This is a genomic window from Blastococcus sp. TF02A-30 (genome assembly GCF_003319185.1).
Classification (GTDB): Bacteria; Actinomycetota; Actinomycetes; order Mycobacteriales; family Geodermatophilaceae; genus Blastococcus.
Map to the genome: position 1 here is coordinate 236,947 of NZ_QOHJ01000004.1, position 17,977 is coordinate 254,923.

The following is a 17,977-nucleotide window of genomic DNA, read 5'->3' on the forward strand; positions in this document are numbered from 1 at the left end:
GCCCCTCGGGACCGGCGACTCCGGCTGCCGTCCGCACCGGGCGACACGCTGACCGGGACCCCCAGCGAAGGAGCTGCCATGGCCTCCCCGTCCTCCCTGCCCGCTCGCGCGACCGGAGGGGCGCGGTGAGCGCCCCCGCGACCGAGCGCACCCGGGTCGCCGGATCGGGCCTGGTCGCCCGGCTCCGCGAGCTCGGCATGGCCGACGTGCCGGCGGCCGGCGGGAAGGGCGCCAACCTCGGGGCCCTGATCGCCGCCGGGCTGCCGGTGCCCGACGGGCTGGTCGTGCTCGCCCCCGCCCTGCGGGCGGCGATGGCGGAGGCGGGGGCCACCGAGGAGCTCGCCCGCCTGCACGGGGCCGCGCTCGCCGCCGCCCGCCCCGGCGCGCCCGCCGACGTGCGCGACGGGCTGGAGGCCGCCTGCCGGCGGGTGCAGGACGTCGTCCACCGGGCCGGGGCCCCGGCCGCGCTGGTGGCCGAGCTGCGCGCCGGGTACGCCGGCCTCGGCGAGGACCCGCCGGTCGCCGTGCGCTCCTCGGCGGTCGGCGAGGACAGCAGCGAGGCGTCGTTCGCGGGGATGAACGCCAGCTACACCAACGTCCGCGGCGCCGAGGCCCTGGTCGCGGCCGTCGTCGACTGCTGGGCGTCGGTCTTCGCGCCCCGGTCGGTGGCCTACCGCGCCGAGCGCGGGCACGACGCGGTGCCCGATCTCGCCGTCGTCGTGCAGCTGATGGTGCACGCGCGGCGGTCCGGGGTGGCGTTCACCGCCGACCCGGTCAGCGGCCGCCGCGACCGCGTGGTGCTGGAGGCCGCCTGGGGCCAGGGCGAGGTCGTCGTGAGCGGCCGGGTCGAGCCCGACACCTACGTCCTGGACGCCGACGGGCCGCGGCTGCTCTCGGTGCACCGCGGCGCGCAGGACGTGCAGATCGTGCGGGGGGCGGACGGCGGCGACAGCACCGTACCGGTGACGCCCGGTGAGCAGCCGGTGCTCTCCCCGGCCGAGGCCGAGGAGGTGGCCGCGCTGGCGCTGCGGGTGCAGGCGCTGCACGGGCAGCCGCAGGACGTCGAGTGGGCGGCGGACGAGGAGCGGTTCTGGCTGGTGCAGGCCCGGCCGGTCACCACGCTGGCCCCCGCGCCCGCGGCGACCGACGCGGCAGCGGCACCCGCGGGGGCGCCGGTGCTGCACGGGCTGGCCGCCTCGCCGGGCCGCGCCTCCGGTGCGGTGCGGGTGCTGCACTCCCCCGCCGAGGGCGACCGGCTGCTCGACGGCGAGGTGCTCGTCGCGCCGCTGACCAACCCCGACTGGCTGCCGGCCATGCGCCGCGCCGCGGCGGTGGTCACCGACAGCGGGGGGATCACCTGCCACGCGGCGATCGTCGCCCGCGAGCTGGGCCTGCCGGCCGTCGTCGGCACGCGCACCGGCACCACCGCCCTGCGCGACGGGGCCGTGGTGACCGTGGACGGGGACACCGGCGACGTGCTGCCCGGCCGGTCGGCCCCCGCCGCCGTGCCGGCGCCCCGCGGCCCGGCGGTGGCCGCCCCCCGGACCGCCCCCGCCCCGGCCGACGAGGTCACCGCGACGGGGCTGCAGGTGAACCTGGCCGATCCCGAGCGCGCCGCGGAGGTGGCCGCGCTGCCGGTGGACGGCGTCGGGCTGCTGCGCGCCGAGCTCCTGCTCACCCGCGCGCTCGACGGCCGGCACCCGGCCGAGATGATCGCCCGCGGGGAGTCCGAGCAGGTGGTGGCCGCCCTGGCGGACGGGCTGCGCACCATCGCCCGGCCGTTCGCCCCGCGGCCGGTCGTCTACCGGACGGCGGACCTGCGCACCAACGAGTTCCGGGGGCTGGCCGGCGGCGAGGCGCACGAGCCGGTCGAGGACAACCCGATGATCGGCAACCGCGGCTGCTTCCGGTACGTGCAGGACCCCTCGCTGTTCCGGCTGGAGCTCGAGGCGCTGGCACGGGTCCGGGAGGAGTTCCCCGGGGTGGCCGTGATGGTGCCGTTCGTGCGCACCGGCTGGGAGCTGGAGGCCTGCCTCGAGCTGATCGACGCCAGCCCGCTGGGCCGCCAGCGCGGGCTGCGCCGCTGGGTCATGGCCGAGGTGCCGTCGGTCGGCCACTGGCTGCCGGAGTACATCGGGATGGGCGTCGGCGGGGTCTCCATCGGCAGCAACGACCTGACCCAGCTGGTGCTCGGCGTCGACCGCGACTCCGCCGACCTGGCCGAGCTGTTCGACGAGGCGGACCCGGCCGTGCTGGCGGTCATCGACTCGGTCATCGCGACCGCGCGCCGCGCGGGCATCCCGTCCTCGCTGTGCGGGCAGGCCCCGTCGCGGCGGCCCGAGTACGTCGACCACCTGGTGCGGGCCGGGATCTCCTCGGTCTCGGTCGAGCCCGCCGCGGTGCCGGCCACCCGGCGGGCGCTGGCCCGGGCGGAACGCCGGCTGCTGCTCGAGGCGGCCCGGGCCGGCGGGGCGCGCGCGTGACCGCGGCCCGCCCGGCCCCCGTGGTCGTCGGTCTGGACGGCTCGCCGGACGCCTCGGCGGCGGCGCTCCTGGCCGCCGAGGAGGCCGGCCGCCGCGGCGCCCCCCTCGAGCTGCTGCTCGCCTTCCCCTGGCCGGCCGGCACCCGCGTCCCGGCACCCGAGGGGTTCGACGGCCGGGCCGCGATGCACGTGATGGCCGAGCTGGTGCTGGAGACGGCCGCCGACGAGCTCCGGCGGCGCTTCCCGGGCCTCTCCGTCCGGTCGCGGCTGGTCGAGGGCAAGGCCCCCGACGTGCTCGTGGCCGCCGCCCGGTCCGCCCAGCTGGTCTGCCTGGGCTCCCGCAGCACCGGCTCGCTGGAGGACGCCGTCCTCGGCTCCACCGCCGCGGCCGTGGCCCGCGCCGCGGAGTGCCCGGTGCTCGTCGTCCCGCTGCGGGCCCGGATCACCGTCACCGGCCGTTCCGGCGTCGTCGTGGGGGTCGACGGGCCGGAGGACGACGCGGCCCTGGGGGCCGCCTTCGCCGCGGCGGCGGCACGCGGCTGCCCGCTGGTGGCGGTGCACACCTGGCGGCACCCGGTCCCCGGGCCGGCGCACCTCGCCCTCGACCCGCTCGTCGGGGCGGAGGCCGCGCAGCGGCGCGAGGAGTCGCTGCTCGCCGACCTCGTCGCCCCGTGGGCCACCCGCCTGCCCGAGGTGCCGGTGCGCCAGGTGGTCGAGCGGGCGCGCGCCGCCGAGGTGCTGCTGTCGGCCGCGCTCACCGCGGAGCTGCTGGTCGTCGGGCGCCGGCACCGGCCGGGAGGGGTGCTGGGCACCCTGCGGTCCACGACGAACGCCGTCCTGCACCGGGCCGGGTGCCCCGTGCAGGTCGTCCCGGTGACCGAGCCGGCCCGGCCCCCGGCGGGCGCCCCGGCCTGACCGCCCGGTCAGGCCGGGAGCGGTCCGACCTGCACCCGCACGTCCAGCGCCCGCGCCCCGCCGGGCGTGACGACCAGCGGGTTGACGTCCAGCTCCCGCACCTCCGGGAGCGCGTCGGCCAGCCAGGCGACCCGGCGCAGGCAGTCGCCGACGGCACCGGTGGCCAGCGTGCGCCCGTGGGCGGTGCCGAACAGTCCGGTGCCCCGGAGCATCTCCTCGACGTCCGCGTCCGTCACCGGGGCGAGGCGGTGCACCCGGTGGCCGAGGGCGTCGGTGGCCCGCCCACCGGGCCCGAGCAGCACCACCGCCCCCGCGGCGGCGTCGCGGACGGCGCCGACGAGCAGTTCGTCGCCCGCCTCGGCCAGCGGCTGCACCACGGCGCCCAGCCACGCCTCTCCCGCCCGCTCCTGCCACCCGGTCACGGTGGCGGCCACCTCCGCCGGGTCGGAGACCGGCAGCCGCAGGAGCCCGGCGTCGCCCTTGTGCACGACGCCCCGCACCGTCCCCTTGACCGCGACCGGACCGCCCAGGGCCGCGGCGGCGGCCGCCGCGTCCGCCGGCGTGGGCGCCCACGTGGCCGGGACGACCGGCAGGGCGGCGGCCGCGCACAGCGCCCCCACCTCGTACGGCAGCAGCCAGTCGCCCCCGGGCGCCCGCGCGAGCACCGCCGCGACCACCGCGCGGGCGGCCACGACGTCGACCCCCTCCGGCGGCACCGCGCCGCACCCCGGGCGCCGCAGCCAGGCGGCCCGGCGCCAGGCCACGGCCAGGGCGCGGGCGGCGAGCGCCGGCTCGGTCACCGAGGGGACGAAGCGATCCGATCCCGGCTCCAGCGGCAGCCGGCACAGCGGGTCCGCCCCGGCGAACCGGACGTCGACCACCGGGGCGGGGTCCCGGGCGGCCGCGACTGCGCCCGCGACCGCCGGCCCGGGATCGCTGACCCCGGTCGGCGCGGTGACCGTGAGGACGGCGCCCACCCGCCGGTCCTCGAGCAGCTCGCGCAGCGCCGCGGCGAAGGCGTCGGCCGGCACCGCGGCCCCCGTGTCCACCGGGTTGGCGGTGCTGGCCAGCGGGGGCAGCACCGCCTCCAGCCGCGCCCGCAGGTCCTCGGGCAGCGGTTCCAGCGGCAGCCCCTCGGCGGCGCAGGCATCGGCGGCGAGCACCCCGCCCCCGCCCAGGTTGGTGAGCACCACGACGGTCCCCGGTCGCGGCAGCGGCTGGCCCTGCAGCAGGGCCACCGCGGCGCTGAGCGTGCCGAGCTCGCCCACGCCCTGGATGCCCGCGGCGGCGTAGGCGGCCTCGCGGACGGCGTGCGGGGTGGCCGACCGCGCGGTGTGCGAGGCGGCGGCGCGGGCCCCGGCGGCCGAGGTACCCGGCTCCAGGGCGAGCACGGGCATGCGCCGGGCCAGGTGCTCCGCGGTGCGGGCCAGCCCCCGGAGGTCGGGCTCGGACTCGGCGTAGAGCACCACCAGCCGGGTGCCCGGGTCCTCGTCGAACCAGGCGAGCAGGTCGCGGGCCCCCACGTCGTGCGCGTCGCCGATCGCGGCCACCGCGGACACGCCCAGCCCGATCCGCTGCCAGGCGGCGAGCGCGGCCAGCACCACCCCGCCGGACTGCGCCACCAGGCCGAGGTCGCCGGTCGGCGGGGTGCGGCCGGCGAAGGTCGCGTCGAGGAGGGCGGGGGCGCCGGGCGCGGCGACGCCCACGCTGTTGGGGCCCACCATCCGCATGCCGTACCGGTCCACGAGCGCCCGCACCCGGCCGGCCAGCCCCGGCACGGCGGGGAAACCCCCGGAGAGCACCACCAGCCCGCGGACGCCGGCCCGACCGCACTCCTCCACGACCGCCTCGATGCCGACCGCGGGGACGGCCAGGACGGCGAGGTCGACGGGGCCCGGGACGTCGGCCACCGACCGGTGGCACGGATACCCCTCCAGCTCGCCGGCCGACGGGTTGACCGCGTGCACCGGGCCGGGGAAGCCGGCTGCCCGGAGGGACCGCAGCACCGAGCGGCCCACGGACCGCTCCCCCCGGCCGGCACCCACCACCACGACGCTGCCGGGGCGGAGCAGGGGCGCCAGGCCGGCCGCCGCCGCCGTCCGGAAGCGGGTCTCGCTGGCCGTCCAGTAGCGGTCGCCGGGCTCCAGGACCACCTCCAGGGAGACCCCGCCGCCGGCGCTGACCGTCTCCAGCGGCATGCCCAGGCCGGTGAGCACCTGCATCATCGGCCCGTTCTCCGCCAGGACGTAGGCCTGCAGCCGGCGCACCCCCCACCGCAGGGCCGTCGCGGCGAGCTCCTCGAGCAGCGCGGTGGCCACGCCCTCGTGCCGCTCCCCCGGGTCGACGACGGCGGCCACCTCGGCCAGCTCCCCGCCGGCCGGCAGCAGCTGGACGGCGCCGACCAGGCGGCCGCGGACGCGGGCCCCGAGGGTGAGCCCGCCGTACGACGGGTCGAGCGTGCGGCGCACGTAGCCGGCCACGTCCCGCGGGTGCAGCGTGGCGAAGCGCAGGTAGCGGTCGCGGTCGGACAGGCGGGTGTGCAGCTCCACCAGCTCCGCCTCGTCGTCGGGGCCCAGCGCGGTGATCAGCGCCGGGACGCCGTCGCGCAGCAGCACCCGCGCCGGGCGGGGCGGCGTGCGGCGCGGCGCACCGGGCGCCGGGGCGTCCGCCGCAGGAGCCGCCGGAGGGGCCTCCGGGATCTCGGCACCGGGTCCGTCCTTGTCCTGCCTCACCGGTCCGCCGCCGGGCTGCGCCGGTCCGACGGGCGGCCGCCGGAGCGCGGGCCGGGCGCCGGGCCGACCGCGCGGGCCAGGCGGTCCAGCACCGCCTCCTCGTCCACCGGCACCGCCAGCACCTCCAGGCCGGAGCCGGCGAGCTGCTCGCTGGGCGGCCCGGGCAGCCCCGCGGCCCCCGGCCGCAGCGGCAGGAGGCGCGCGCAGACGCGTTCCCGCAGTTCCGGGGACCCCGCCCCGAGCCCGCCGGTGAAGACCAGCCCCTCCCAGCGGTCCAGGGTGGTGACGGCGGCCGCGACGGCCATCGCCACCGAGCGCACGAGCACCTGCACCGCGAGGTCGGCCGCGGCGTCGCCGGCGGAGAGCAGCGCCGCGACGTCGGTGCGGCCGCCGGAGATCCCGGCCACGCCCGAGCGGCGCTGGAGCAGCTGCCGCACCTCGGCGACCGAGCCGCCGTGCACCTCGACCAGGCGGAGCACCACCTCGGGGTCCAGGTCGCCGCTGCCGGTCAGCGAGACGACACCTCCGGCCGGGCTGACCGCCGCGGTCGTGGCCCGGGGCATGCCGCCCGACACCGCGGTCACGCTGCAGGCGTGCCCGAGGTGGACGACGACGGCGTCGCCCAGGCCGGGCAGCAGGTCGACCACGCTCTGCACGGCGAGCCCGTGCAGCCCCCAGCGGCGCAGCCCCTGCGCGCGGGCGTCCGGCGGCAGCGGCAGCAGCGTGGCCGCCGTCGGCAGCGCGGTGTGGAAGACGGTGTCGGGCACCAGGACGTGCCGGCCCCGGGCCAGCACGCCGCGGCGGCGTCCAGGACGGCGAGCTGGCGCGGCAGCTGCAGCGGGTCGGCGCGGGCCTCCTCGCGGAGGCGGGCCAGCAGCGGCGGGGTGGCCGGGCGGGCGGTCCGCAGCACGGCGCTGCCGTGCGCGACCCGGTGCGCGACGACGTCGGGGCGCAGGCCGTGGCGGTCCAGGACGGCCGCCACCTCCTGCACGGCCGCCGGCCACCCGCCGGGCAGCAGCGCGTGCTCGACGACGGGGCCCCCACCGGTCACCACGACCCGTGCCCGCTCGCCGTCCAGGCCGGTGATCTCCAGCGACAGCCGTCGCCCGGGGTCGCGGACGGCGGCCTTGAGCGATGCGGCTCCGGCGTTCAGGGACAGCACCACCGCCGGCCGCGCGGTGGCGCCGGCCCCACCCGGGTCGTCCACGGGGTGCAGCGCAGCGGTCATGCCGTCACCGTGGCCCGGCCACCCCGCGGGCGATCAGGGCCGAAGGACCCGTCCGCGCCGGTCCTGCGCCCGCACCACGGTGGTGCCCGCGGCGCCCGCCAGCACGGCGGCGGCGTCTGTCAGCGCCCCGATCGCCGCCGGCCGGCCCGTGGCGCGCGCGAACGCGGCGCAGGCGGCGAGCTTGGGCCCCATCGAGCCCGCCGGGAGCGGCAGCGCCGCGGCGTCGTCGTCGGTCAGCCGGCGGATCTCCGTCGCCCCGGGCGTGCCGAAGCCGCGCAGCACGGCAGGCACGTCGGTCAGGAGCAGCAGCCGGTCCGCGCCGAGCTCGCGGGCGAGCAGCGCAGCGGTGGCGTCCTTGTCGACGACCGCCTCCACGCCGCACAGCCGCCCGTCCCGCACCGTCACCGGCACTCCCCCACCGCCGCCGCACACCACGACCGCGCCGCCGTCGACCAGCTGCCGGATCGGCCCCTGCTCCACGACCCGCAGCGGCTGCGGCGAGGCCACGACCCGGCGCCACGCGGCGCCGTCGGGTGCGATCCGCCAGCCGAGGCGGGCGGCGAGGTCCTCGGCGGTGCCGCGGTCGTAGCCGCGGCCCACGAACTTCGACGGCGCCGCGAAGCCCGGGTCGGCCGGGTCCACGACGGTCTGGGTGAGGACGCCCACCACCGGGCGCCGGACCCCGGCGTTGGCCAGCTCCTGGACGAGCCAGTAGCCGATCATGCCCTGCGTCTCGGCGCCGAGGACGTCGAGCGGGTAGGGCCCGGCCAGCGCGGGGTCGGCCTCGGACTCCAGGGCGAGCAGGCCGACCTGCGGCCCGTTGCCGTGGCAGACGACGAGCTCGTGGTCGGCGGCCAGCGGCGCCAGCGCCTCCGCGGCACGGCGGACGTGCCGGCGCTGCACCGCCTCGTCCGGTCGCTCGCCCCGCTCGAGCAGCGCGTTGCCGCCCAGGGCGACCAGGATCCGCACCTCAGCCCGCCAGGGCCTGGACGAGGACCGCCTTGATGGTGTGCATCCGGTTCTCCGCCTGGTCGAACACCACCGACCGCTCGGACTCGAACACCTCGTCGCTCACCTCGACGCCGTCCAGCCCGTAGCGGTCGTGGATCTCCGCGCCCAGCACGGTGCGCCGGTCGTGCAGCGCCGGCAGGCAGTGCAGGAACCGGGCGTCGTCCCGTCCGGTCGCCGCCATCAGCGCGGAATCGACCCGGTAGGGCCGGAGCACCGGGACGCGGGCGTCCCACTCGGCCTGCGGCTCCCCCATGCTCACCCACACGTCGGTGTAGACGAACGCCGCCCCGGCGACTGCGGCGCGCGGGTCGTCGGTGACCAGCACCCGCGCCCCGCTGCGGCCGGCGAGGTCGCGCGCCGTGGCCACCACGTCCGCCGGCGGCTGCAGCACGGCCGGTGCGGCGACGCGGACGTCCATCCCCAGCAGCGCGCCGGTCACCAGCAGGGAGCGGGCGACGTTGCTGCGGCCGTCGCCGGTGTAGCAGAAGGCGATCTCCTCCACCGGGGCGCCGGCGTGCTCGGTCATGGTGAGCACGTCGGCCAGCATCTGGGTCGGGTGCCACTGGTCGGTCAGCCCGTTCCAGACCGGGACGCCGGCGAAGTCGGCCAGCTCCTCGACGGTCTCCTGGGCGAAGCCGCGGAACTCGATGCCGTCGTAGAGCCGGCCGAGCACCCGGGCGGTGTCGCGCACCGACTCCTCCCGGCCGAGGTGGCTGCCCTCGGGCCCGAGGTAGGTGACGGCGGCGCCCTGGTCGGCCGCGGCCACCTCGAAGGCGCAGCGGGTGCGGGTGGAGTTCTTCTGGAAGACCAGCGCGATGCTGCGACCGGTCAGCCGCCGGGTCTCCCGGCCCTCGGCCTTGGCCCGCTTGAGCTGGGCGGCCAGGCCGACGAGGTCGAGGAAGGACCCCTTGTCCAGGTCCAGCTCCTTGGTCAGCGAGCCCGGGTGGCGGGCGGGGGCGCGGCGCTGCTGCACGGCGGTCACGCGACGCCGTCCCGCTGGATCGGGCAGGTCATGCAGCGGGCGCCACCGCGACCCCGGCCGAGCTCGCTGCCCGGGATGGCCAGCACCTCGATACCGGCGTCGCGCAGCAGCGCGTTGGTCACCGTGTTCTGCTCGTAGCCGACCACGACGCCCGGCGCCACGGCGAGGAAGTTGTCCGCGTCGTTCCACTGCTCCCGCTGGGCGCTGCGCGCGTCCTCGTCGGCGGTGAGCACCCGGACCCGGTCGAGCTCCAGGGCCTCGGCGATGGTGGCGAACAGGTCCTCGCGCCGCTCGATGCGCAGACCCGCGTCACCGCGGTCGAGCACCTCCTCCGGATCGGCCGGGGTGACCACCCAGGGCCGCAGCGAGGCCGCCTCGAGGTACGGGTACCGGACGAAGGTGTCCCGGTCGACCATGGTCAGCACGGTGTCCAGGTGCATCTGCGCGTGCGAGCGGGGCAGCTCGACGGCGATCACCTGCCGGGCGGCGCCGGCGGCGAACAGGGCGCGGGCGAGGATCTCCACCCCCATCGGCGTGGAGCGCTCCCCCATGCCGATCAGGACGACACCGGAGCCGAGCACGTGGATGTCCCCGCCCTCCAGCGTGGCCGGCTGGTGGTCGGCGTCGTCGTCCCCGTAGTAGGTGGGGAAGGTCGCCCCGGCGAACAGCGGGTGGAACCGGTAGACCGCGCGGCTGTGCACCGACTCGCGGCGCCGCGCCGGCATGGCCATGGGGTTGACGGTCACGCCGGCGCCGATCCAGGCCGAGTTGTCGCGCTGGAACAGCGTGTTGGGCAGCGGGGGCAGGACGAAGTCGTCGAGGTCCATCGTCTGCCACCGCAGGCTGCCGACCCGCAGCGGCGACAGGTCGGCCCGGGTGATGCCGCCGACGAGCAGCTCGGCCAGGTCGCCGGGGCCGGTGTCGTCGGCCAGCGCGCGGACCGAGCGGGCCAGCGCGGGGCCCAGCGCCCGGTCGGTGACGACGCGGTCGAGCACGAAGGCCCGCGCCTCCGCCGACTTGAGCGTCTCGGCGAGCAGGTCGCCGAAGTGGTGGACGGTCACGCCGCGCGAGCGGAGGACGTCGGCGAAGACGTCGTGCTCCTCGCGGGCGCGCTCGGCCCAGAGGACGTCGTCGAAGAGCAGGTCGCGGCAGTTGGCCGGCGTGAGCCGGGACAGCTCGAGACCGGGACGGTGGACGATCGCCTGGCGCAGCACCCCGACCTCGGAGTGCACGCCCAGTGCCTGGGGCATCTCGGTTTCCTCTCGGATCGGTCGGGTCAGCGCCGGCTGCCGTCGAGCGGCGCCGGGCGCTGCTCCGGGAGGGCGACGTCGGCGGGGAGCGGCCCGCCCAGGGTCAGCGGCAGCTGGTCGGGGACCGGCGGCGTCCCGGCCTCGGCGGCCGGGCCCTCGCCGTACTCGTGCCGCGCGGACTTCATCCAGATGTAGACGGGCACGCCGAGGAAGAGGCAGAAGACGCCGTAGTAGACGGCCTGGTAGCCGCTGCCGGCCAGTGCCCAGAAGGAGAAGACCAGGGCCAGCGCGCTGACCCCGAGGTCGCGCGCGAGCCGCGCCGGGCTGGTGCTGCGCCCGCGGGTGACCAGCCAGTACAGCTGGGCGGCCGCGCTGAACAGGTACGGGATGACCGCGGTGAGGACGCTCAGCAGGACGATCGTGGTGAAGACGGTGGCGAAGCTGGTGTAGCTGACCACGGTGAGCGCGGAGGCCAGCAGCGTCGAGACGACGATGCCGAACGCGGGCACGCCGCGCCGGGTCCGGGCGAACTGGACCGGGAAGAGCCGGTCCTGCGCCGCGGCCAGCGGCATCTCCGCGACGATGAGGGTCCAGCCGATGAGCGCGCCCAGACCGGACACGATGGCCGCCACCGCGACGGCCTGGCCCGCCCAGGTGCCGCCGACGATGGCGTCGGCGGAGTCGGTGAAGGGGGCGGTCGAGTCCTGCAGCGCGGCGTTCGGCACGGTGCCGAAGACGGTGACCGTGCCGAGGATGTACACGACGGCGCAGCCGATGGTGCCGAGGACGGTCGCCCGGCCGACGTTGCGGGTCGGGTCCGCCACCCGGCCGGCGGCGACGGAGGCGGTCTCGATGCCCAGGTAGCTGAACAGCGCGATCGCCGACGCGGCGGAGATGGCCCCCCAGGCGGACATGCCCGAGCCGTTGAAGGCCCCGAAGTTGTCCACGTCCACGAAGAGCAGGCCGACGGTGGCCATGAGCAGCAGCGGCACGAACTTGAGGACCGTGGTCACCACCTGCAGCGCGCCGGTGTTGCGCAGCCCGGAGAGGTTGACCGCGGCCGGGATCCAGAGGCCCACCAGCGCGATCACGATGGACCAGGCGGTGTCGTGCCCGGTGTTCCAGAAGACCTCCACGTAGCCGACCCAGGCCACGACGATCGCCGCGTTGCCGGCCCACGCGGTGATCCAGTAGGACCAGGCGTTGAGGAACCCGGCGAACTCGCCGAACGCCTCCCGCGCGTAGACGTACGGACCTCCCGAGCCGGGCAGCCGCCGGGACAGCGCCCCGAAGGTCAGCGCCAGGGCCAGCGCCCCGACCGTGACGAGGACGAAGGCGACGAGGCTGATCGGCCCGTACACCGCCAGCGCGGCCGGCAGGGCGAAGACCCCGGTGCCGATGACGGAGCCGACCACCAGGGCCGTCGCGGTGGGGAGGCCGAACCGGTGCTCGGCGGGCGGGGGCTCGGGCGAGGAGCCCGCGGCTGCCTCGAGCGTCGTGGAACGGGTCATGTCCGGTCTCCTGGGGTCGTGAGCTGCGCCGTCGCAGCCGGGACGAGCCTGGCCGCGGGGACGTCGCGGCCCCAGGGACCAAGGTCGGGCAGCGGGATGACCCGCCGCCCCCCGCCGGGGTCCGCGCCCGGGACCTTCGGCCTCGCCCGTCCGTGCTCGCCTGCTCCGGACCGGTCAGCCGCCGTCGGTGCGGCGGGTGACGACCACCCGCCAGAAGATCTGCACGGCCGCGGCCAGCACCGCGGCGTTGAACAGCATCTGCACGCTCACCACCAGCCGGGCCAGCTGGCCGGCGGCGTGCACGTCGCCGTACCCGACCGTGGCCAGCATCGCCAGCGCGAAGTAGAGGGCGTCGGTCCGCGTCCGCAGCCCGACGAACTGCCCCTCGCCGCCGGTGGCCACCAGGTAGTCGGCGAGGGCGGAGACGACGATGCCGACGACCAGGGCGACCAGCAACCGGTCCAGCCGGACGGCTGCGGCGTCGGCGTGCGCGTCGCGGAGGACCTCCCGGGCGACGAACCACGCCGCCGCGGCCAGCACCGCGGCGGTGCCGACCGCGCGGAGCAGCGTGCCGGTCTCCGCCGCGGGTTCGCGGACCGGCACGAGGTAGTAGGCGACCAGCACGAGCCCCAGCACCACGACGGGTGCGGTGCGCCGCCGTCGCCGTGCCGGACCCACGATGGGCTGACCTCCTCCTCGGGCGCTGCTCTGCGCCAGCGAAGCCGCCCGGCCCCGGCCCCGCGATGGCCGGAGGTACCGGGGCAGCAGGGGCCGACGTCCCCGGGCGGGACCTTCGACGGCCGCGCGCGCACCGTTCGGCCCGGGCGCCCGCCGGGTCGGCCCGCCACGGTGGGTGCATGAGCCCGCGCCGCGCCGCCGTCCTCCTGCCGGTCCTGGTGGTCGCCGGTCTCCTCTCGGCCTGCGGCGACGACGAGGACGATCCCGGCGCATCACCCCCGCCGTCCACGGCCACCAGCTCCGCTCCCGCCACCTCCGGCTCGCCGTCGGGCACCCCCGGCACCGAGGACGACGGCCGGCCCGACGCGCCCCCGTTCCCGGCGGACGTGGAGCCGGACACCGCGCAGGCCTCCGCGGACGCCGCCGTCACGGTGACCGGGATCCGCACCGGCCGGCACGACGGCTACGACCGAGTCGTCCTCGACGTGGCCGGCACCGGAACCCCCGGGTGGGACGTCCGGTACGTGCCCGAGGCCAGCAGCCAGGGCAGCGGGGCGCCGATCGCGGTGGACGGCGCGGCGATCCTGCAGGTCACGCTCACCGGTGTCGGCTACCCGACCGAGACCGGGATCGAGGAGTACGCCGGCGGCACCCTGCCGGGCGCCGGCACCGAGGTGGTGACCGAGGTCGTCTGGGACACCACCTTCGAGGGCACCTCCGTGGCGTTCGTCGGCACCACGGCGCAGCGGCCGTTCCGGGTCTACCTGGTCGAGGACCCGACGCGGGTCGTCCTCGACGTCGTCCACGGATGAGGGAGCAGCACGTGCACGAGGAGCACCGGTCATGACCACCGGCCCGGTCGCGCTGGTCGAGTCGGCACCGACGGCAGCGGCGGTCGTTCGGGGGCACGTCACCCCGGCGGAGCTGCCCGGCTTCCTGTCCGCCGCCTACACCGACGTCCTGCAGGTGCTGGCCGAGCAGCACCGCGCGCCCGCCGGACCACCGTTCGCGCGCTACCGGGAGTCCGGCGACGGCTTCGAGGTCGAGGCGGGCTTCCCGTCCGACGGGCCGCTGGAGCCATCGGGGCGGGTGGTGCCGCTGGTCCTGCCCGGCGGGCCGGCCGTCACCGCCCTCCACCACGGCTCCTACGAGTCGGTGGGCGAGACCTACGACGCGCTCACCCGCTGGCTGACCGCCCACGGCCACCGGCCCGCCGGCGACGCGTGGGAGTCCTACCTCGACGAGCCGGGGGGTCCGCAGCCGCGGACGGCGGTGCGCCTGCCCTGCACCCGCGATCCGGGAGCGCCGGTGGGCCGACGGCGGTGGCGGGATCTGAGCCCGGCGCAGCAGACCGCGGTGCTCGTGCTGGCCTCGGTGCAGCTCTCGCTGGCCGCGACGGCCTGGGCGGACCTGGCGACCCGCCCGCCGGAGCGGGTCAACGGCCGCAAGTCGGTGTGGGCCGCGGTGATCGCGGTGAACTTCGTCGGGCCCGTCGCGTGGTTCCGCTGGGGGCGCCGGTCCTGAGCCGGTTCACCGCAGCAGGGACTCCAGCGTCTTGGCCGACAGCAGCCGCGCCCACCAGGGACGGCGCTGCGCCGGCGGGGCCGGGGTCGGGGACCGGCGGTCGCGACGCCAGCCCCGCTCCGCGGGACGGACCGCCATCGCGCCGCCCTTCATGCTGACCCAGCCGCCGGGCCCCATGGTGACCAGCGCCTTGGCGCCGGACGGGCGGGCCGCCAGCCGGCGCGCGACCAGGACCGCGCCGACGACGACCTCCGCGGTGGTGAGCACGCGGGTGACGTCGACGGCCGGGTGCCAGCGCACCCGCCCGCGGCGCAGCACGAACGCGCCGAGGGGCCGGGTGCCGCCCATCCCCGCGTCGAAGCGGCGCCGGTCCCCCGCCGCGCCGGGTGTCCGCGTCGCGGTGTGCGTGCGGGCCGCGGTGGCGGTGATGACCGTCGTGCCGTCCCGCTCGCACGGCACCCCGAACGCGGTGGCCCGGCCGTGCCCGTCGGACCGCGGGTCGGCGTGGACGGGATCGAGGGACATCGCGGCCTCCGCGGCGGCTCGGCTGGATCGCACGCCCTCCAGGCTGGCACCACCGGGCCCCGCGCTCCCGGGTCGGAAGTCACCGGTGGCACCGCCCTCCGGCCGGTGCCACGGCGGCCCTGCTGCCGCCAGCATCGGGCAGCACGACGACGAGAGGCAGGGCACCGTGTCACTCAACCTCGCCTTCCTGCTGCGGGAATCGGCGCGCACGCACCCGGAGAAGTGGGCGCTGCTCCACGACGGCGGGCGCATGTCCTACGTCGAGCTGGACGCCGCCTCCGACCGGTTCGCCGCGGGGCTGGTGTCCCGCGGGCTGCGTCCGGGCGACGCCGTGGCACTGCAGCTGCCGAACGTGCCGCACTTCCCCGTGGCGTACTTCGGGATCCTCAAGGCGGGCTGCGTGGCCGTCCCCGTCAACACCCTGCTCCGGTCGGCGGAGATCGCCTACGTCCTCCGCGACTCCGGCGCCCGCCTGCTCGTCACCTGGAACGGTGCGGCCGAGGAGGCCGCCAAGGCGGCGGCGGACGTCGGCCTCCAGGAGCTGTTCGTGCTGGACCTGCCGGGCTTCCCGCCGGCGTCGGTCGGCCGCCGGTTCCAGCAGCTGGCGGAGGCAGTCGTCCTCGGGCCGCCGCCGCTGCACCAGTCCGATCCCGGTGACACCGCCGCGATCATCTACACCGCGGGCACGACCGGGCGGCCCAAGGGCGCGGAGCTGACGCACTTCCAGCTGTTCATGAACGCCGACACCCCCGGACGGCTCTTCGGCATCCGCGACGACGACGTCATCCTCACCGTGCTGCCGCTGTTCCACGTCTTCGGGCTCTCGAGCATCCTGAACTGCGCCGTGCGCTTCGCCGCGACGATGTCGCTGGTCCCGCGGTTCGACCCGGAGCGGGTCATGGCGACGATCCAGCGCGACGGCGTCACCGTCTTCGAGGGCGTGCCGACCATGTACATCGCGCTGCTCAACCACCCCCGCCGCGACGAGTTCCACCTGTCCTCGCTGCGGGTGGGCATCTCCGGCGGCGCCCCGCTCCCCGCCGAGGTCATCGACGAGGTGGAGCGCACCTGGGGCATCGTCGTCCTCGAGGGCTACGGGATGTCGGAGACCGCGTCGACGACGACGTTCAACGTCAGCGCCGAGGAGCGCCGGGTCTACAGCGTCGGCAAGCCGGTCTACGGCGTCGAGGTGGGCATCTGGGACGACGCCGGCCGCCCGCTGCCACCCGGGCAGGAGCACGTGGGCGAGATCGTCGTCCGCGGGGTCAACGTCATGCGCGGCTACCACGGCCGGCCGGACGCGACGGCCGAGGCGATGGCCGGCGGCTGGTTCCACACCGGCGACCTCGGCTACCTCGACTCCGACGGGTTCCTCTTCGTCGTCGACCGCAAGAAGGACCTGATCATCCGCGGCGGTGAGAACGTCTACCCGCACGAGGTGGAGGACGTCCTCTACGAGCACCCGGCCGTCGCGGAGGCGGCGGTCGTGGGGGTCCCCGATCCCCGGCTGGGGCAGGAGGTGAAGGCCTTCGTGGCCCTGCGCCCGGGACGGGTGGCCACGGAGGCCGAGCTGGTCGCCTTCGTGCGGGAGCGCGTGGCGTCCTACAAGTACCCGCGCACGGTCGAGTTCCGGGACGCGCTGCCGAAGAACGCCACGGGCAAGATCCTCAAGCGGGAGCTCGTCGGCTGATGGACCGCATGAGCCCGCTGGACGCCGCGTTCCTCCAGCTCGAGGACGAGGAGCCCGGCACGTCCCTGGCCATCGCGTCGATCGCGGTGTTCGAGGGCCGCGCGCCGTCCACCGACGAGTTCGCCGCCGCGCTGGCCGGCCGGCTGCCGCTGATCCCCCGGTACCGCCAGAAGGCCCGCGAGGTGGCGCTGGACCTCGGCCCGCCGGTGTGGGTGGACGACCCGTCCTTCGACCTCGGCTACCACCTGCGCCGCACCGCCCTGCCCCCGCCGGGGGGCGACCGCGAGCTGGCCGCGCTCATGGGCCGGGTCATGTCGGCCCGGCTGGACCGGGCCCGCCCCCTGTGGGAGTACTGGCTGGTCGACGGCGTGCGCGACGCGGGTACCGGCGAGGAGCGCTGGGCCCTCATCTCGAAGGTCCACCACAGCATGGTCGACGGCATCTCGGGGACCGATCTGTACCGGGTGGTCTTCGACGCCACTCCCGAGCCCGGCGCCCCGGCGCCGGACGACTGGCACCCGGAGCCACCGCCCTCGGACCTCGCGCTCGCCTCGGCGGCGGCCCTGGACCTGCTGCGGCTCCCGGCGAAGCAGGCCCGGGCGCTGCTGGCGGCGGCGCGCCGGCCGCGGGCGCTGGGCCGCACCGCCGCGCGCACCGCCCGCGGCGTGGCGTCCCTCGCCGGGGCGCTGGTCCCGGCGTCGCGGACCTCGCTGTCCGGCGCGCTGTCCGGGCACCGGCGGTTCGCGCTGGCCCGCGGCACGGTGGACGACGTCAGGAGGGTCCGCTCGGCGCTCGGGGGGACGTTCAACGACGTCGTCCTGGCCGCGGTGACCGCCGGCTTCCGGGAACTGCTCCTGGAGCGGGGCGAGCAGCCCGCGCCGCACGGCGTGCGCACCCTGGTCCCGGTCTCGGTGCGCGCCCCCGGCGAGGAGAGCATCCGGGACAACCGGGTGTCGCTGCTCCTGGCCGACCTGCCCGTCGACGTCGCCGATCCGGTCGAGCGGCTCGCGGCGGTGCGTGCACGGCTCACCCACCTCAAGGCCGCGGGCGAGGCCGAGGCCGGCGCGGCGCTGCTGGCCGTGGCCGGGGGCGAGCCCTTCCCCTCGATCGCCGCGCCGGTGCGGCTGGCCGCGCGGCTGCCGCAGCGGCAGATCGTGACGGTGACGACGAACGTGCCCGGTCCGCGCCGGCCGCTGTACGCGCTCGGCCGGCGGCTGGTGGAGATCGTCCCCTACGTCCCCATCGCCGCCCGGCTGCGCACCGGGGTGGCGATCTTCAGCTACTGCGGCCGGCTGACCTTCGGGGTGACCGGCGACTACGACACCGCGGCGGACGTGTGGACCCTGGCCGACGGCATCGAGCGCGGTCTGGCGGAGCTCGTGTCGGCCGCGGCGGCCCAGGAGGGCGAGGAGGAGGGCGGCCCGGAGCCGTTGCGCGCCCCCTGATCCC

14 protein-coding genes are annotated in these 17,977 nt (G+C 77.4%); 6 read left to right on the forward strand and 8 right to left on the reverse strand.

Going from position 1 to position 17,977, the window contains the following annotated elements; genetic code table 11:
* Window positions 1-125: 125 nt before the first annotated feature.
* Together ppsA and DQ241_RS10770 are read left to right on the forward strand one after the other, a co-directional pair.
* Window positions 126-2,483 carry a phosphoenolpyruvate synthase gene (gene ppsA / locus DQ241_RS10765; protein WP_199584388.1) on the forward strand — a complete coding sequence of 786 codons (2,358 nt, stop codon included), beginning with the start codon at window positions 126-128 and terminating at the stop codon, window positions 2,481-2,483.
* Complete coding sequence (locus tag DQ241_RS10770) at window positions 2,480-3,397, forward strand: universal stress protein (RefSeq protein WP_113830173.1); 918 nt, start codon at window positions 2,480-2,482, stop codon at window positions 3,395-3,397. The genes ppsA and DQ241_RS10770 overlap by 4 nt, the downstream gene beginning before the upstream one ends.
* A gap of 8 nt (window positions 3,398-3,405) precedes the next feature.
* Here DQ241_RS10770 and DQ241_RS10775 read toward each other — a convergent pair whose 3' ends face one another.
* The 7 genes from DQ241_RS10775 to DQ241_RS10800 form a co-directional block, all read right to left on the reverse strand.
* Complete coding sequence (locus DQ241_RS10775; protein WP_158545914.1) at window positions 3,406-6,129, reverse strand: GNAT family N-acetyltransferase; 2,724 nt, start codon at window positions 6,127-6,129, stop codon at window positions 3,406-3,408.
* The gene (locus tag DQ241_RS20570) at window positions 6,126-6,896 is read right to left on the reverse strand and encodes a hypothetical protein (RefSeq protein WP_158545915.1); all 771 of its coding nucleotides are present in this window, start codon (window positions 6,894-6,896) and stop codon (window positions 6,126-6,128) included. The genes DQ241_RS10775 and DQ241_RS20570 overlap by 4 nt, the downstream gene beginning before the upstream one ends.
* A 494-nt stretch (window positions 6,897-7,390) precedes the next feature.
* Entirely contained in the window at window positions 7,391-8,326 is a 936-nt protein-coding gene (locus DQ241_RS10780) for a carbamate kinase (protein ID WP_113830175.1), read from the reverse strand.
* Window position 8,327: 1 nt separating this feature from the next.
* The gene (gene argF, locus DQ241_RS10785; RefSeq protein ID WP_370444377.1) at window positions 8,328-9,341 is read right to left on the reverse strand and encodes an ornithine carbamoyltransferase; all 1,014 of its coding nucleotides are present in this window, start codon (window positions 9,339-9,341) and stop codon (window positions 8,328-8,330) included.
* A 5-nt stretch (window positions 9,342-9,346) separates the two neighbouring features.
* On the reverse strand, window positions 9,347-10,600 hold the full coding sequence (locus DQ241_RS10790; protein WP_113830176.1) for an arginine deiminase: 1,254 nt from the start codon (window positions 10,598-10,600) through the stop codon (window positions 9,347-9,349).
* Between the two features lie 26 nt (window positions 10,601-10,626).
* Window positions 10,627-12,111, reverse strand: a complete 1,485-nt coding sequence (locus DQ241_RS10795) for an amino acid permease (protein ID WP_113830177.1) — start codon at window positions 12,109-12,111, stop codon at window positions 10,627-10,629.
* A gap of 174 nt (window positions 12,112-12,285) precedes the next feature.
* Complete coding sequence (locus DQ241_RS10800; RefSeq protein WP_199584395.1) at window positions 12,286-12,789, reverse strand: potassium channel family protein; 504 nt, start codon at window positions 12,787-12,789, stop codon at window positions 12,286-12,288.
* 179 nt (window positions 12,790-12,968) lie between these two features.
* Between DQ241_RS10800 and DQ241_RS10805 the strand changes: the two genes are divergently transcribed.
* Together DQ241_RS10805 and DQ241_RS10810 are read left to right on the forward strand one after the other, a co-directional pair.
* A complete protein-coding gene (locus tag DQ241_RS10805; protein ID WP_113830179.1) occupies window positions 12,969-13,601 on the forward strand; it encodes a hypothetical protein in 633 nt (210 codons plus the stop codon).
* A gap of 31 nt (window positions 13,602-13,632) precedes the next feature.
* A complete protein-coding gene (locus DQ241_RS10810) occupies window positions 13,633-14,313 on the forward strand; it encodes a GyrI-like domain-containing protein (RefSeq protein WP_113830180.1) in 681 nt (226 codons plus the stop codon).
* Window positions 14,314-14,319: 6 nt separating this feature from the next.
* Here the strand turns inward: DQ241_RS10810 and DQ241_RS20865 are convergent, their stop codons facing one another.
* Window positions 14,320-14,871: a hypothetical protein gene (locus tag DQ241_RS20865; RefSeq protein WP_199584397.1), complete on the reverse strand. Its 552-nt coding sequence runs from the start codon at window positions 14,869-14,871 to the stop codon at window positions 14,320-14,322.
* Between the two features lie 133 nt (window positions 14,872-15,004).
* Between DQ241_RS20865 and DQ241_RS10820 the strand changes: the two genes are divergently transcribed.
* Window positions 15,005-16,528: a long-chain fatty acid--CoA ligase gene (locus DQ241_RS10820; protein WP_113830181.1), complete on the forward strand. Its 1,524-nt coding sequence runs from the start codon at window positions 15,005-15,007 to the stop codon at window positions 16,526-16,528.
* A complete protein-coding gene (locus DQ241_RS10825; RefSeq protein WP_199584399.1) occupies window positions 16,528-17,973 on the forward strand; it encodes a wax ester/triacylglycerol synthase family O-acyltransferase in 1,446 nt (481 codons plus the stop codon). Before DQ241_RS10820 ends, DQ241_RS10825 begins: the two co-directional genes overlap by 1 nt.
* The last annotated feature ends 4 nt before the right edge of the window (window positions 17,974-17,977 follow it).

Coding starts and splice junctions, on each gene's coding strand:
- DQ241_RS10790 (WP_113830176.1), bottom strand. CDS start 10,600: ATGCCCCAGGCACTGGGCGTGCACTCCGAGGTCGGGGTGCTGCGCCAG.
- DQ241_RS10795 (WP_113830177.1), bottom strand. CDS start 12,111: ATGACCCGTTCCACGACGCTCGAGGCAGCCGCGGGCTCCTCGCCCGAG.
- DQ241_RS10805 (WP_113830179.1), top strand. CDS start 12,969: ATGAGCCCGCGCCGCGCCGCCGTCCTCCTGCCGGTCCTGGTGGTCGCC.
- DQ241_RS10810 (WP_113830180.1), top strand. CDS start 13,633: ATGACCACCGGCCCGGTCGCGCTGGTCGAGTCGGCACCGACGGCAGCG.
- DQ241_RS10825 (WP_199584399.1), top strand. CDS start 16,528: ATGGACCGCATGAGCCCGCTGGACGCCGCGTTCCTCCAGCTCGAGGAC.